We start from the raw sequence: 13,195 nt of genomic DNA, 5'->3' as shown, positions 1-13,195 counted from the left end.
CGCATGGACACCAAGGCGCTTCTCGATCGTTTCCTCGGCCCCAACGCCGCTGCCGGCGCGGGCGATCTCGCGACCAGGGCGCGCGGCGCGCTCGGCGGCAATGCGGGCGCGCTGCTCGGCGGCGCGGCGGCTGGCGGGCTGCTGACGCTGCTGCTGGGCGGCGGCAAGCCCGGCAAGGTCGTGGGCCGGGTGGCGACGCTCGGCGGCGCGGCGGCGCTGGGGGCGCTCGCCTACCGGGCCTGGCAGGGGTGGCAGCAGAACACGCCGCCCGCGGCCGCAGCGGCTGCGCCCCCGGCCGCCCTCCCGCCGCCGGAATTCCAGGCCGCTGCGCCCGACTTCCAGCTGGCGCTGATCCGCGCCATGGCCGGCGCCGCGATGGCCGACGGCCACATCGACGGCACGGAGCGCGAGGCGATCTTCGCCCAGGTGGACCGCATCGGCCTCGAGCCCGAGGCCAAGGCCTTCGTCTTCGACATGCTGTCCCGCGCGCCGACGCTGGAGGAGATCGCGGCCGGCGCCGCCACGCCCGAACAGGGGGCGGAACTCTACCTCGCCGCGCGGCTCGTCATCGATCCGGACCAGGCATCGGAGCGGATGTGGCTCGAGGCGCTGGCGCACCGGCTTCGCCTGCCGGCGGGCCTCGCCGCGCATCTCGACGCGCAGGCGGCCGCGCTGGCTCAGTAGTAGCGCCAGCGGCAGACGCGCCGCGTGTAGGTCCGGTACATCGCCCGGCCGTAGCGGTCGTAGCCCACGAAGCGCCGGACGCGCTCGTTCCAGCAGACGCGGCGGCGGCGCGGGTAGTATTGCGCACCCTGCAGCGGCCCACCGGGCAGGGACGGGGCAGGGTTGCGCGCGGCGGCCGCGGCGGCGGTGGAGCCGTCGCACGCCGCGATGAGGCCAAGCAGGAAGTCCCGACGTCGAGCCATTGCGCTCGTCTCCTTGTTCCGTTGCGCGGTTCGCCCGCGGTCGGACCAAGGCTTCGCGACGCGCCCCCGCGATGCAACCCCGTCAGGTCACATCGCCGCGGGACGCAGCATCACGTGATCGTCATTCCAGACTGCTGAGCAAGCCCGCCATCAGCCTTGCGCGCGGCACCAGGCTGTCCACCAGCACATGCTCCTCCAGCGTGTGCGCCAGCGCGCCCTGCACGCCGAGCCCGTCGAGGGTTGCGACGCCCATCGCGCCGGTGAAGTTGCCGTCCGAGCCGCCGCCGCTGCTCTGGTGATTGATGTCGAAGCCGATGGCCTGCGCGATGCCGCGTGCATGGGCATAGAGCGCCATGCCCTTGGCATCCGGCTCCCACACCGGGCGCGTCACGCCGCGCGTCACCTCGAGCGTCACGTCGTTGGCGGAGGAGCGCAGCGCCAGCATCCGCGCTACGCCGGCGTCGAGGTCCTCCTGCCGCTTGGCCATCGACAGCGCCTCCGCGTCGCAGGTGGTGGAGACGCAGTTGACCCATTGCCCGCCATGGATGACGCCGACCGAGAAGGTGCAGTCCTCGGTCGTCATGTCCTCGATCGCGACGATCTGCCTCGCCATTTCTCGGATCGCGCTGCGCCCCTCGGCCAGCCGTGCGCCGGCATGCGAAGGGCGCCCCGTGGTCTTCAGGTTGAAGCGCGCGATGGCGTAGCGCCCCGTGACCACGCCGCCATCCGGGCGGGCGGGTTCCGGCACCAGCACGTACCTGCTGCGTGCCGCCTCGGCCTCGATGATGTCGCGCGTGGACGGGCTGCCGATCTCCTCGTCGCTGGTCAGCAGGAAGGTGACGGGCAGCTTCGTCTGCATCCCGGCGGCGAGGATCAGGCGAATCGCCTCCACGCTGATCACGGTGCCGCCCTTCATGTCGAGGATGCCCGGACCGTAGCAGCGGTTCCCCTCGCGCCGGATCGGCAGCTTCGCGAGCGTGCCGACGGGGTGGACGGTGTCGAGATGCGCCATGACGCAGATGCCGGGCGCCATGTCGCCGGCCGGATGCGGGAAACGCGCGCGCACGCAGTCGCCAAGGCCCATGCGCCCAGGGATGCGGTCGATGCGGGCACCCATCAGCGCCAGGTCGCGCGACGCCAGGTCCATCATCCGGTTCACCGCCGCCGCGTCGAAGGTCGGGCTCTCGCAGGCGGCCCAGCGCATGAGGCGCGCCAGGATCTCGTCGGCGTCGAAGGGCAGGGCGGTGGCGGGCAGGGCGCTGTCGGTCATCGCGGCTCTCCGGCGTTGTTCCGCGGCGAGCCTCCCCCGGCCGCGCCGCGCGGGCAAGGGTGGCCGCCTTCCCCCCGCGGCCGGCTCTGCTACCATCGATTGCATGACGAGCCCCCCCCGCCCGCGCCCGCGGCCCGTGCCCCAGACCGGCGCCGCCGTCTGGACCGCCGCCGACCTCACCGCCGCGGACTGGATGGTCCCGGTCGGCGCCGAGGAGGCGGGGGAGCTCGAGGCCGCGCTCAAGGCCGCGCAGGACGCGCAGCCCGTCCCGCCGCTGCAGCGCCTGGCGCCGGTGCTGCACGACGTCGTGTCCAGGCTCGATACCGGGCGTGGCTTCTGCATGCTGCGCGGCCTGCCCTTCGACCGGCACGGCGCGCTGGCGGCCGAGGCGACGCTGCTCGCGCTCTCGGCCCAGCTCGGCAAGCGGCTGTCGGGGGATGGCGCGCCCGTCGCGCGGTTGACCGGCCCGCCGCCGAAGGGCCCGGCTTCCGGCCCGCCGCGCTTCCACAGCGAGGCCTGCGACGCGATCGCGCTGCTCTGCCTCGCCAATGCGCCGGACAGCCCGCCGCATGTCATGGTCTCGGCCGGCGCCGTGCACAATGAGATGATGCGCCGCGACCGCGCGGCCCTTGCCGAGCTCTATGTCCCCGCGCCGCTTCTCGAGGACGGCGCGATGGCCGAGCGCGCGGTCTTCACCATGACCGGCGGCGCCTTCGCCGCGCGCTACACGCGCCATGCGGTCGAGGCGGCGGCGGCCTCGCCCCAGCCCGGGGCACCGCCGCCCGCGGCCGGCCTGCGCCCCGCCTTCGACCTGCTCGACGCCGTCTGCGCGGAACCCGGGCTGATGCTGAAGCTCGAACCCCGGCCGGGCGACCTGCTGCTGTTCAACCCGCATCTCGTGTGGAAGCGCAGCACGCTGGTCGAGACGCCGCCCGACGCGCCGCCCGCGCCGCAGGAATTCCGCCGCGTGCGCATCACCATGGCGAATTCGCGCCGCACCGTGGCCGAACCCGCCTGATGCGCCTGCTGGTCGCCAACGCCAACACGACCGAGGCGATCACGCAGGCCTGCGCCGAGGCCGCCCGCGTCGCCGCGTCGCCGGGCACCGAGATCGTGGCCGCCACGCCGCGCTTCGGCCCGGCCGTCATCTCCTCCCGCGCCGAAAACGCCATCGCCGGCCATGCACTGCTGGAACTTCTCGCCGAGCATGCGGGCCGGGTGGATGCCTGCCTGCTGGCCGTCAGCCACGACACCGCGCTCGAGGCTGCGCGGCAGATGATGCCCTGCCCGGTGGTCGGCATGACCGAAGCCGCCTGCCTCGTCGGCTGCATGGCGGGCGGGCGCTTCGGCCTGGTCACCTTCGGCGGGGTCGAGACCTATCGCGAACTCGTCGCGCGCCATGGCCTGACCTCCCGCCTCGCGGGGCTCGCGGGCGTGGATGCGACGCCGCCCGAGGCGGTGGCGGACCCGGAGGGCGTCGGCGACAAGGTGCTGGACGCGGTCGCGCGACTGGCCGCCGAGGGCGCCGATTCCGTCGTGCTCGCCGGCGCCGCGCTGGCCGGCTTCGATCGCCGCCTGCAGGCGCGGGCGCCGGTCGCGCTGCTGGATGGCATGGCCTGCGGCGTGCGGATGGCGGAGATGCTCGTGGCGATGGCCCTGCCGAAACCGCGCCAGGGCTCCTTTGCGGCCTGCGCGGCCCGCCCGTCCGTCGGCCTCTCACCCGCGCTCGCGGCGCTGCTGAAGGGCTGAGCGCCGTTGCCCAGCGGGCGCGCAATCAAGCCGGAGAAGCGCCGTCTCCTCGACGATCGGTGCGAGAAAGCCCCTTCCCCTCGAGCACGATTCCGCCTCTGGTTCTTCCTGTTGACGAGACGGGACAGGGGGCTTCCATGCTGAACAGGCGAAATATGCTGGCGCTGGCCGGCGCGGGCGTCGCGGCTCCGGGGATGCTTCGCGCGCAGGGCGCGCCGCAATTCACCTTCCGGCTGCATTCCTTCTCCTCGCCGACCGCGCTCGACCACACCATGCATCTCGACCGCTGGGCCGAGCGGATCGGCACCGCCTCGGGCGGGCGCATCAAGGTCGAGGTCTATCCCGGCATGCAGCTGGGCGGGCAGCCGCGCGACCTGGTGCAGCAGCTGGAAGACGGCGTCGTCGACATCATCTGGACCGTGCCCGGCTTCACGCCCGGCCGCTTCATGGGGATCGAGGGGCTGGAGCTGCCCTTCCTCAACACCGGCCGGTCCATCAGCCAGTCCCCGGCGGCGATGGAATACGCGCTGAAGCACCTGGCGGACAACGAGCTGCGCGGCATCAAGGTCATCGCCATCAACGCGACCGACCGCGCGCTGGTGCACACGACCCGCAAGCCCATCCGCACGCTCGAGGATTTCCGTGGCCTGCGGCTGCGCGTCGCCGGCCGCTGGATCGGCGAGGCGGTCACTGCGCTCGGCGCCACGCCGCAGGGCATCGCCCTTCCCGGGGTCTACGAGGCTCTTGCCCGCGGTCAGGTGGACGGCATGCTGATCAACTGGGCGATCACGCAGCCCTACCGCTTCTATGAGGTCGCGAAGTTCCACACGGAACCGCCCGGCGGCCTGTTCCAGGGCTGCATCCTGACGCTGATGTCCATGCGCTCCTACAACCGCCTGCCGGCGGACCTGAAGACGGTGATCGACGCGGATTCCGGCGTCGCGCTGTCGCGCCGCCTGGGCGAGATCTGGGACAGCCAGACCCAGGGCGCGATCGACGCCACCAAGGCCGCCGGCAACGAGATCATCGAGGTCTCGGCCGCCGAGAAGGCGCGCTGGCAGCAGGCCGTGCAGCCCGTCTACCTGGCCTGGATCGCCGAGATGACGCGCCGCGGCCGCAACGGACAGGCGATGTTCGACGACATCCAGGCCATCACGCGGAGCCACGGGCGCACCGGGTGATCCGCGCCCGCGCCGCGCTCACCGCCGTCGCGCAGGCCGCCGCGCTGTTCGGTGGTGCGCTGCTGCTGGCCGCCGCGCTGGTGACCTGCGTCTCGGTCACGCGCGGCGCATTCGGCCACCCGATCCTGGGCGACACCGAGATCGTGGAGCTCTGCATGGGTGTCGCCGTCGCGCTGTTCCTGCCCTGGGCGGAGATGCGCGGCGCGCATGTCATGGTCGATGTCTTCACCGCGCGCCTGGCGCCGCGCCCGCTCGCCTGGCTGGATGCGCTGATGCGCGCGGCCGTCGCGCTGGTCGCGACCGTGCTGGCGGTGAAGATCGCGGACGGCGCCTATGCGCAATGGGACCGGGAGCGCGCGTCAATGTTCCTGGAACTGCCCTATTGGTGGGGCTATGCGGGCGCCGCGCTCGGCCTCGCGCTCTGGACCGTCACGGCCGCCTTCGTCGCCGCCGAACGCTTCGGCGAAGCGCGCCGCGCGGGGGCCTGACGCATGCTCGATATCGGCATCGCCATGTTCGTGGGCGCGCTGGTGCTGATCGCGCTGCGCATGCCGGTCGGCGTGGCAATGCTGCTGGTGGGCGGGCTCGGCTATGCCGTCATCTCGGGCTGGATGCCGCTGCTGGCGACGCTGCGCTCCATCACCTTTTCGAAGTTCTCCTCCTACACGCTCTCGGTCATCCCGCTGTTCCTTCTGATGGGGGATTTCGCGACCAAGGGGGGTTTGAACCGCGCTTTGTTCGCGGCCGCGCGGGCCTGGCTCGGGCATCGGCGGGGCGGGCTTGCGCTCGCCACCATCGGCGGCTGCGCGGCCTTCGGCGCGATCTGCGGGTCCTCGCTCGCGACGGCCGCCACCATGAGCCAGGTGGCGCTGCCCGAGATGCGCAAGCAGGGCTATTCGCCGGCGCTGTCGACCGGCACGCTGGCGGCGGGCGGCACGCTCGGCATCCTGATCCCGCCCTCCGTCATCCTGGTCATCTACGCGATCTACACGGAGCAGAGCATCGGCGTGCTGTTCGTCGCCGCCGTCATCCCGGGCATCCTCGCCATGCTCGGCTACATGGCGGTGGTCGCGCTCTATGCGCGGCTCGTGCCCGCCGCGGCGCCGCCCGCGCCGCGCATCCCGTGGCGGGAACGCTGGCGCCCGACACTCGAGGTCTGGCCCGTGCTGCTCGTGTTCGGCCTGGTCATCACCGGCATCTATGCCGGCTGGTTCAGCGCGACCGAAGGGGCCGCGGTCGGCGCCGTCGCGACCGGCGTCATCGCCGTCGCGCTCGGCGGCATGCGCTGGGCCGGGCTGAAGGAAAGCCTGCTCTCCACCGCCGAGACCACGGGCCTCATCTTCATCGTGCTGCTGGGTGCCGAGCTGTTCAGCGCGGCGCTGGCGCTTTCCCGCCTGCCGGCGGAACTCTCGGCGGCGATCGCGGGGCTCGACGTGCCGCCGCTCGTGGTGCTGGCCATGATCCTCGTGATCTACTTCGTGCTCGGCTGCTTCATGGAGAGCATGGCGATGGTGCTGCTGACGCTGCCCATCTTCGTGCCGCTGATGCTGGCGCTCGACTTCGGGCTGAACCCGGCGCAGGTCATGGTCTGGTTCGGCATCCTGGTGCTGGTCAGCGTGGAGGTGGGGATGATCTCGCCCCCCTTCGGGCTCAACCTCTTCGTCATCAACGGCATGGCGAAGGACGTGCCGATGGCGCAGACCTACCGCGGGGTCGCGGGCTTCGTGGCGTCGGACGTGGTGCGCATCGTCATCCTGGTCGCAGCACCCGCGCTGTCGCTCTGGCTGCCCGGCCTCTGGTGAGGCGGCGCATGGGGCGATAGCCTGCGCCCATGCCGCACATCGCCGTTGCCCGCCTCTGGTTCGAAGGAAATTCCTTCGCCCCCATTCCCACACCGAAGCAGGCCTTCGAGAGCCGCGAGTGGGGCAGCGGCGCGGCGCACCTCGCGCGCTATGCCGGCACGAGCACGGAACTCGGCGCCCTGCATGGCTTCCTCGCCGCGCGGCCCGACTGGCAGGCCACCATCCTGCCCTGCATCGGCGCACAGCCCGGCGGTCCCATGGCCGACGACGCCATGCGCGCCTGGCGGGCCGAGGTGGAAGCGGCGCTGAAGGCGCGGCGCTTCGATGGCGTCTACCTCTCGCTGCATGGCGCCTGCGTCACGGAATCCGACCCCGAGGCGGATGCGACCACGCTGCACCGCATCCGCGCCATCATCGGGCCGGACGTGCCGATGACGGCGTCCTTCGATTTCCACGCCAACATGGCGCCCGAGATCGCGGAGCTTCTCAACGGCGCCTCCGCCTACCGCACCTATCCGCATGTCGACATGGCCGAGGCCGCGGCGCGCGCCCTGGCGCAGCTCGAACGCCGCCTGTCCGGCGCGCCGCGGGCCTTCGGCGCCATCGCCAAGCGTCCGATGGTGCTGCACAGCTTCCACATGCGCCACGAGGCCGGCCCCATGGCCGAGGTCTGGGCAGAGGCCGCGGCGGCGGAACGCGGCCCCATCCTCGATGCCTCCATCTTCGGCGGCTTCGCCTGGGGCGACAGCCCGCATGCCGGCCCCTCGGCCATGGTCTACGCGGAGGACCCCGGCGCCGCGCGCGACCTGGCCGAGCGCCTGGCCGATGCCATCGCGTCCCGCCGCGCGCGTTTCGCCGTCACGCTGCCCGACCCCGCCACGGCGCTCGCGCAGGCGCTGGCCGCGCCGCCCGGCCTGGTCGCGTTGCTCGACCCGGCCGACAATCCGTTGTCGGGCGGCATCGCCGACACGCCGGAGATGCTGCGTACGCTGGTCGAGGCGCGGCTCGACGTGCCCGCGGTCTTCGCCTTTCTGCACGACCCGGCCTCGGTCGCGGCGGCGCAGGAGGCCGGGCCGGGCGCGACGCTCACGCGCCACCTCGGCGCCACCGTCACCGAGGCCTTCGGCCGCCCCGTCATCATCGATGTCGTGGTCGAGCGCCTCACCGATGGCCGCTTCGTCAACGAGGGCCCGATGGAGCGCGGCGCGCCGGTCGACCTCGGCCCGACCTGCGTGCTGCGCGCGGGCAATCTCCGCATCATCTGTACGTCGCGGAAGGAATCCGCTGTCGATCCCGGCTTCTTCGCGCTGCATGGCATCGACCTCGGCGCGACGCGGCTGCTGGCGAACAAGGGCAAGAACCATTTCCGCGCGGCCTTCCGCGACCGCTGCGTGGCGATCGTGGAATGCGACGCGCCAGGGCCGGCGGCGCTCGATCTCGCCGCGCTGCCGTGGCGGCATGTGCCGCGGGCGTGGTTGTGACGGCAGGCAAGGCCGGGGGAGAAGGGAACTTCTTCCCCCGGACCCCCCACAACCTTCTGTGTCACCTGGCGCCCGACCATCGACGGTCCGCGCCAGGTGCCAAAGAAGGGAGGGGGCTCGGGGGAGGTTCTCCTCCCCCGCCTTGCGCTACGCCAGCACCGCCCCTTCCGGCTGCGCCATCCCGCGCATCACTGCCGGCCGCTGCCCGACGCGCGCCGCCCATGCCGCGAGGTTTGGCGTCGCGCCGAGGTCGCGGTCTGCCCACGCATGCCGCGCCACCCAGGGGTAGGCCGCGACATCCGCGACCGAGTACGCCGTGCCGCCGAGATAGGGCACCGACGCCAGCCGGTCATCCAGCAGCCGATAGACGCGATCCACCAGCCCCAGGCTGTAGGCGCGCGCGGCTTCCGGTTTCTCGGGCGCCAGGTCCGTCCAGTGATGCGCCTGGCCGGTGTAGGGGCCGAGTGAGGTCAGCGCGACCATCAGCCAGGCCATGACCTCCGCGCGCGCGCGGGTCTCGCGCGGCAGCAGCGCGCCGGTGGTCTCGGCCAAATGCAGCAGGATCGCGCCGCTCTCGAACAGCACCAGTGGCGGGCTGCCGTCCCCGGCATCCTCGACCAGGATCGGCACCTTGCCATAGGGGTTCAGCGCGAGGATCTCCGGCGCGAACTGTTCCCGCCGGCGGATGTTCACGCCGCGCACCTCATAGGCCAGCCCGCATTCCTCCAGCATCACCGTGACGCGGTTGGAGTTGGGCGTGGCCCAGCCGTAGAAGGTGCGCCTCATTCGACCCGAACGTTCGCGCGGCGCACCACGTCGGCCCATTTCGCGATCTCGGCGCGGATGAAGGCGGCGAAGGCCTCCGGGCTCGATCCGCCATCGGGCGTCAGCCCGGCCGGGTCGGCGCCGAGGCTCGCGAGCCGCGCGCGGAAGGCCGCGTCCTTGCCCACCGCATCGAGTTCGCGACCGAGCAGTGACACCACCGGCGCGGGCGTCGCCGCCGGCGCCAGCACGCCGAACCAGGCCGTCGCCTCGAAATCCGCCACGCCCTGCTCGGCGATGGTCGGCACGTCGGGGAGCGACGCGTTGCGCCGCGCGCTGGTCACGCCGAGGGCCCGGATCTTGCCGTCGCGGATGAAGGGCAGGGCAGAGGGGATGTTGTCCATCCCGAGCTCGATCCGTTCCGCCACCAGCTCCGTCAGCATCGGCCCCGACCCGCGATAGGGCACGTGCGTGATGTCGATCCCGGTCGCGAGGCGCAGCTGCTCCACCACCACATGCGGCGATGTCGCGATGCCCGCCGTGCCGTAGTTGAGCCGCCCCGGGGCCGCCTTCGCCTCCCGCACCATGTCGGCCAGGTTGCGGATGCTGGTGCGGTTCGCCGCCATCAGCACGTTCGGCACGCGCGTCATCAGCGCGACGGCGGCGAGGTCCTCGGGCTTGTAGGGCATCCGTTCGCGGAACACGGCGAAGTTGATGGCGCCTGTGCCGATCGTGGTCAGCAGCAGGGTGTGGCCGTCGGGCTCGCTGCGCGCCACGAACTCGGCGCCGACATTGCCCGAGGCGCCGGGCCGGTTGTCCACCACGACCTGGTGGTTCAGCCGGCGCCCGAGCTGTTCCGCTGTCAGCCGGGCCACGAGGTCGGTCGTGCCGGCCGGGGTGAAGGGCACGACGATGCGGATGGGGCGCGTCGGGAAGCCCTGCGCGAGGGCCGGCCGGGCAAGGGCCAGCAGCGGGGCGGCCAACAGGGCGCGGCGATGGGTCGTCATGGCGTCATCCTTCCCGAGGTCGGTGGGCGTCGTGGCCCGGCGGCGGGAACCCTGCGGTGTCCCGCCGCCGGCGCGCGGCTCAATTGACCGTGATGTTGCCGCGCCGGACGACCTCGGTCCATTTGATGATCTCGGCGTCGATGAAGCGCTGGAACGTCGCCGGCGTGGACAGCCCGTCGGGCGTGAGGCCCGGCTTCATCCCGCCCAGGTCCTCGAAGCGCTGCCACACTGCCGGATCGGCGAGGGTCGCGTTCACGTCCCGCGCGATGCGCTCCACGATCTCGGGCGGCGTGCGCGCGGGCGCGGTGATGCCGAACCAGGCGGTCGCCTCCACCGCCGGGAAGCCGGCCTCGGCCGTGGTCGGCACGTCGGGCAGCGCGGGCGTGCGGACATCGGTCGTGACCGCGAGCGGCCGCAGGCGCCCTTCCCGCAGGTGCCCGACGACCGAGGGCAGGTTGTCCACCGCCACCTCGATCCGCCCGGCGATCACTTCCTGCAGCATGGGCCCGGCGCCGCGGAAGGGGACGTGCGTCATGTCGATCCCCGCCGCCTGCTTCAGCAACTCGCCGGTCATGTGCAGCGAGGTGCCGACGCCGGATGAGCCGATGTTGAGCTGCCCCGGGCGCGCCTTCGCGTAATCCACCAGTTCGCGCAGCGTGCGCACCGGCAGCGCGTTGGTCACGAAGATCGCGTTCGGCACCTTCACCACCAGCGCGACGGCCGTCATGGCATCCGGGCGGTGCGGCATCCGCGGGCCGAACAGCCCGTGGTTGATCGCGCCGGAGGACACCGTCTGCATCAGGATGGTGTAGCCGTCCGGGTCCGCCTTCGCGACGACGTCCGCGCCCACATTGCCGCCCGAGCCCCCGGGGCGGTTCTCCACCACCACGTTCTGGCCGAGCCGGCGCGACAGGGGCTCGAGCAGCAGGCGCGCGGCGATGTCGGTCGTGCCCCCCGGGGGGAAGGCGACGACAAGCCGGACGGGCCGGCTCGGCCAGGCCTGCGCGAAGGCCGGCGCGGCGAGTGGCGTGGCGGCGATGGCGCCCAGCAGGGCGCGGCGGTCGATCATTATCTGTCTCCTCCCGGGGGCCCGCGCGGCGGGCCTGGATATGGCCGCGCGCAGCCTGGGCAAAACCGGGGCGGGGATCAACCTCGCGCCGGCGCGCCTGGCCGGATAGTCTCTGCCGGGCGGGCAGGGGGTGGCGGCAGGATGGGGTTCCTCAGGCTTTACTGGCGCGTGCTCGGCATGCTCGGCGGGGACCGGCGACTTGCGGGCTGGCTCGCGCTGGCGGCGCTCGCGCTGGCCGGGCTGCAGTTCCTGGAGCCCGTGCTGTTCGGGCGCGTGGTCGACCTGCTGGCGCGGTCCGACCGGATGGAGAGCGCCGCCCTCTGGTCCGAGGCGACGACGCTGCTGCTGGTCTGGGCCGCGGTCGGGCTCGCCGGCATCGGCGCCAATGTGGGCGTCGGGCTGTTCGCCGACCGCATGGCGCACCGCAACCGGCTGCGGGTCATGCACGACTACTTCCAGCATGTGCTGGCCCTGCCGCTGTCCTTCCACGGCGACACGCAGTCGGGCCGCCTGATGAAGATCATGCTGGTGGGCTCGGACAACCTCTTCGGCCTCTGGCTCGGCTTCTTCCGGGAACACCTCATCACCTTCGTCTCGGCGGTGGTGCTGCTGCCGCTCACGCTCATGATGAACTGGCGGCTTGGCCTGCTGCTGATCGCGCTGGTGGTCGTCTTCGCGGTGGTCGCGGGCCTCGTGATCCGGCGCACCCAGGACGCGCAGGAGAAGGTCGAGAAGTTCCACTCGCGCCTCGCCGGCAGCGCGCAGGACGCGCTCTCGAACGTCGTGGTTGTGCAGTCCTTCACGCGCCTGAACTCCGAGGCGCGGATGTTCGGCGACATCGTCCGCCAGGTGCTCGACCACCAGTTCCCGGTGCTGAACTGGTGGGCGATGGTCGCCGTGCTGACGCGCGCGGCATCGACAATCTGCGTCATCGCAATCTTCGTGCTCGGCACCGTGCTGCATGTCCGCGGCCAGGCGACGGTGGGCGAGATCGTCTCCTTCATGGGCTTCGCGACGCTGCTGATCGGCCGGCTGGAAGGCGCGGTCGCCTTCATCTCCCACATGGTCTTCGTCCGCCCCGCGATCGAGGAGATGTTCTCCGTGCTCGACGCCCGTTCCTCGGTGCCGGAGGCGCCGGATGCGGTCGAGATCGGCCGCGCCGAGGGGCGCGTCGCCTTCGAGGGCGTGGGCTTCGCCTATCCCGGCGGCCCGGCCATCCTGCGCGGGATCGACTTCGCCGCCCATCCGGGCCAGACCATCGCGCTGGTCGGCCAGACGGGAGCGGGCAAGTCCACCGCGATGGCGCTGCTGCAGCGCCTCTGGGACCCCTCCGAGGGGCGCATCACGTTGGACGGCCACGATCTGCGCGCGATCACGCTCGAATCGCTCCGTCGCAACGTCGGGGTCGTGTTCCAGGAAAGCATGCTGTTCAGCCGCACCATCCGTGAGAACCTGCTGGTCGGCCGCCCCGACGCGACGCAGGAGGAGATCGAGGCCGCGTGCCGCCAGGCCGAGGCGCATGACTTCATCACCCGCCAGCCGCACGGCTACGAGACCGTGGTGGGGGAGCGCGGCGCCAACCTCTCGGGTGGGCAGCGCCAGCGGCTGGCCATCGCGCGCGCGCTGATCAAGGACCCGCCGGTGCTGATCCTGGACGAGGCCACCAGCGCGCTCGACGCCGCGACGGAGGCGCGCGTGCAGAAGGCGCTGGCCGCGCTGATGGCGGGGCGCACCACCTTCATCATCGCGCACCGCCTCTCGACCGTGCGCGAGGCGGACGAGATCCTGGTCTTCGACGGCGGCCAGGTCGCCGAGCGTGGGCCCTTCGCGGAGCTGGTGGCCAGGGGCGGGCGCTTCGCGGACCTCGTGCGCACCCAGCTCGCCGGCAGCGCCGCCACGCCGCATTGACGCACCCGCGAAGGGCGCACTTGCGTCGCGGTGCGGCTCC

13 protein-coding genes are annotated in these 13,195 nt (G+C 72.5%); 8 read left to right on the top strand and 5 right to left on the bottom strand.

Going from position 1 to position 13,195, the window contains the following annotated elements:
• The first annotated feature begins 3 nt into the window (after window positions 1–3).
• Window positions 4–684 carry a DUF533 domain-containing protein gene (locus E8M80_RS21690; protein WP_137127819.1) on the top strand — a complete coding sequence of 227 codons (681 nt, stop codon included), beginning with the start codon at window positions 4–6 and terminating at the stop codon, window positions 682–684.
• On the opposite strand, the gene E8M80_RS21685 is transcribed toward E8M80_RS21690, so the two are convergent.
• Both E8M80_RS21685 and E8M80_RS21680 read right to left on the bottom strand, forming a co-directional pair.
• The gene (locus E8M80_RS21685; RefSeq protein ID WP_137127818.1) at window positions 678–926 is read right to left on the bottom strand and encodes a hypothetical protein; all 249 of its coding nucleotides are present in this window, start codon (window positions 924–926) and stop codon (window positions 678–680) included. The two genes, E8M80_RS21690 and E8M80_RS21685, sit on opposite strands and share 7 nt — an antisense overlap.
• 121 nt (window positions 927–1,047) lie before the next feature.
• Window positions 1,048–2,196, bottom strand: coding sequence for a M20/M25/M40 family metallo-hydrolase (locus E8M80_RS21680; protein ID WP_137127817.1), 1,149 nt, complete (start codon window positions 2,194–2,196; stop codon window positions 1,048–1,050).
• A gap of 103 nt (window positions 2,197–2,299) precedes the next feature.
• Between E8M80_RS21680 and E8M80_RS21675 the strand changes: the two genes are divergently transcribed.
• The 6 genes from E8M80_RS21675 to E8M80_RS21650 all read left to right on the top strand — a co-directional run bounded on the left by E8M80_RS21675 (window position 2,300) and on the right by E8M80_RS21650 (window position 8,409).
• A complete protein-coding gene (locus E8M80_RS21675; RefSeq protein ID WP_137127816.1) occupies window positions 2,300–3,214 on the top strand; it encodes a hypothetical protein in 915 nt (304 codons plus the stop codon).
• The gene (locus tag E8M80_RS21670) at window positions 3,214–3,945 is read left to right on the top strand and encodes an aspartate/glutamate racemase family protein (protein ID WP_170979565.1); all 732 of its coding nucleotides are present in this window, start codon (window positions 3,214–3,216) and stop codon (window positions 3,943–3,945) included. Before E8M80_RS21675 ends, E8M80_RS21670 begins: the two co-directional genes overlap by 1 nt.
• 137 nt (window positions 3,946–4,082) lie before the next feature.
• On the top strand, window positions 4,083–5,126 hold the full coding sequence (locus E8M80_RS21665; protein WP_137127815.1) for a TRAP transporter substrate-binding protein: 1,044 nt from the start codon (window positions 4,083–4,085) through the stop codon (window positions 5,124–5,126).
• The gene (locus tag E8M80_RS21660; RefSeq protein WP_170979564.1) at window positions 5,123–5,614 is read left to right on the top strand and encodes a TRAP transporter small permease; all 492 of its coding nucleotides are present in this window, start codon (window positions 5,123–5,125) and stop codon (window positions 5,612–5,614) included. Before E8M80_RS21665 ends, E8M80_RS21660 begins: the two co-directional genes overlap by 4 nt.
• A 3-nt stretch (window positions 5,615–5,617) precedes the next feature.
• Window positions 5,618–6,928 (top strand): TRAP transporter large permease, encoded by a 1,311-nt coding sequence (locus E8M80_RS21655; RefSeq protein ID WP_137127813.1) that lies wholly within the window; start codon window positions 5,618–5,620, stop codon window positions 6,926–6,928.
• Between the two features lie 29 nt (window positions 6,929–6,957).
• Window positions 6,958–8,409 (top strand): M81 family metallopeptidase, encoded by a 1,452-nt coding sequence (locus E8M80_RS21650; protein WP_137127812.1) that lies wholly within the window; start codon window positions 6,958–6,960, stop codon window positions 8,407–8,409.
• A gap of 147 nt (window positions 8,410–8,556) precedes the next feature.
• Here E8M80_RS21650 and E8M80_RS21645 read toward each other — a convergent pair whose 3' ends face one another.
• The 3 genes from E8M80_RS21645 to E8M80_RS21635 all read right to left on the bottom strand — a co-directional run bounded on the left by E8M80_RS21645 (window position 8,557) and on the right by E8M80_RS21635 (window position 11,247).
• Window positions 8,557–9,195, bottom strand: a complete 639-nt coding sequence (locus E8M80_RS21645) for a glutathione S-transferase family protein (RefSeq protein WP_170979563.1) — start codon at window positions 9,193–9,195, stop codon at window positions 8,557–8,559.
• Window positions 9,192–10,178 carry a tripartite tricarboxylate transporter substrate binding protein gene (locus E8M80_RS21640; protein WP_137127810.1) on the bottom strand — a complete coding sequence of 329 codons (987 nt, stop codon included), beginning with the start codon at window positions 10,176–10,178 and terminating at the stop codon, window positions 9,192–9,194. The genes E8M80_RS21645 and E8M80_RS21640 overlap by 4 nt, the downstream gene beginning before the upstream one ends.
• A 79-nt stretch (window positions 10,179–10,257) precedes the next feature.
• Window positions 10,258–11,247 carry a tripartite tricarboxylate transporter substrate binding protein gene (locus tag E8M80_RS21635; RefSeq protein ID WP_137127809.1) on the bottom strand — a complete coding sequence of 330 codons (990 nt, stop codon included), beginning with the start codon at window positions 11,245–11,247 and terminating at the stop codon, window positions 10,258–10,260.
• Between the two features lie 141 nt (window positions 11,248–11,388).
• Here E8M80_RS21635 and E8M80_RS21630 point away from each other — a divergent pair, with 141 nt between their 5' ends.
• Window positions 11,389–13,155: a glucan ABC transporter ATP-binding protein/ permease gene (locus E8M80_RS21630; protein WP_137127808.1), complete on the top strand. Its 1,767-nt coding sequence runs from the start codon at window positions 11,389–11,391 to the stop codon at window positions 13,153–13,155.
• Window positions 13,156–13,195 lie beyond the last annotated feature (40 nt).

The sequence above is a fragment of the Roseomonas sp. HF4 genome, assembly GCF_005222755.1.
In the GTDB taxonomy this organism is placed as follows: domain Bacteria; phylum Pseudomonadota; class Alphaproteobacteria; order Acetobacterales; family Acetobacteraceae; genus Neoroseomonas.
The sequence above is the reverse complement of the archived record's forward strand: the minus strand, read 5'-3'. Positions and strand labels throughout refer to the sequence as shown.

Coding starts and splice junctions, on each gene's coding strand:
- E8M80_RS21685 (WP_137127818.1), bottom strand. CDS start 926: ATGGCTCGACGTCGGGACTTCCTGCTTGGCCTCATCGCGGCGTGCGAC.
- E8M80_RS21690 (WP_137127819.1), top strand. CDS start 4: ATGGACACCAAGGCGCTTCTCGATCGTTTCCTCGGCCCCAACGCCGCT.
- E8M80_RS21630 (WP_137127808.1), top strand. CDS start 11,389: ATGGGGTTCCTCAGGCTTTACTGGCGCGTGCTCGGCATGCTCGGCGGG.
- E8M80_RS21665 (WP_137127815.1), top strand. CDS start 4,083: ATGCTGAACAGGCGAAATATGCTGGCGCTGGCCGGCGCGGGCGTCGCG.
- E8M80_RS21680 (WP_137127817.1), bottom strand. CDS start 2,196: ATGACCGACAGCGCCCTGCCCGCCACCGCCCTGCCCTTCGACGCCGAC.
- E8M80_RS21655 (WP_137127813.1), top strand. CDS start 5,618: ATGCTCGATATCGGCATCGCCATGTTCGTGGGCGCGCTGGTGCTGATC.
- E8M80_RS21675 (WP_137127816.1), top strand. CDS start 2,300: ATGACGAGCCCCCCCCGCCCGCGCCCGCGGCCCGTGCCCCAGACCGGC.
- E8M80_RS21640 (WP_137127810.1), bottom strand. CDS start 10,178: ATGACGACCCATCGCCGCGCCCTGTTGGCCGCCCCGCTGCTGGCCCTT.
- E8M80_RS21670 (WP_170979565.1), top strand. CDS start 3,214: ATGCGCCTGCTGGTCGCCAACGCCAACACGACCGAGGCGATCACGCAG.
- E8M80_RS21650 (WP_137127812.1), top strand. CDS start 6,958: ATGCCGCACATCGCCGTTGCCCGCCTCTGGTTCGAAGGAAATTCCTTC.
- E8M80_RS21645 (WP_170979563.1), bottom strand. CDS start 9,195: ATGAGGCGCACCTTCTACGGCTGGGCCACGCCCAACTCCAACCGCGTC.
- E8M80_RS21635 (WP_137127809.1), bottom strand. CDS start 11,247: ATGATCGACCGCCGCGCCCTGCTGGGCGCCATCGCCGCCACGCCACTC.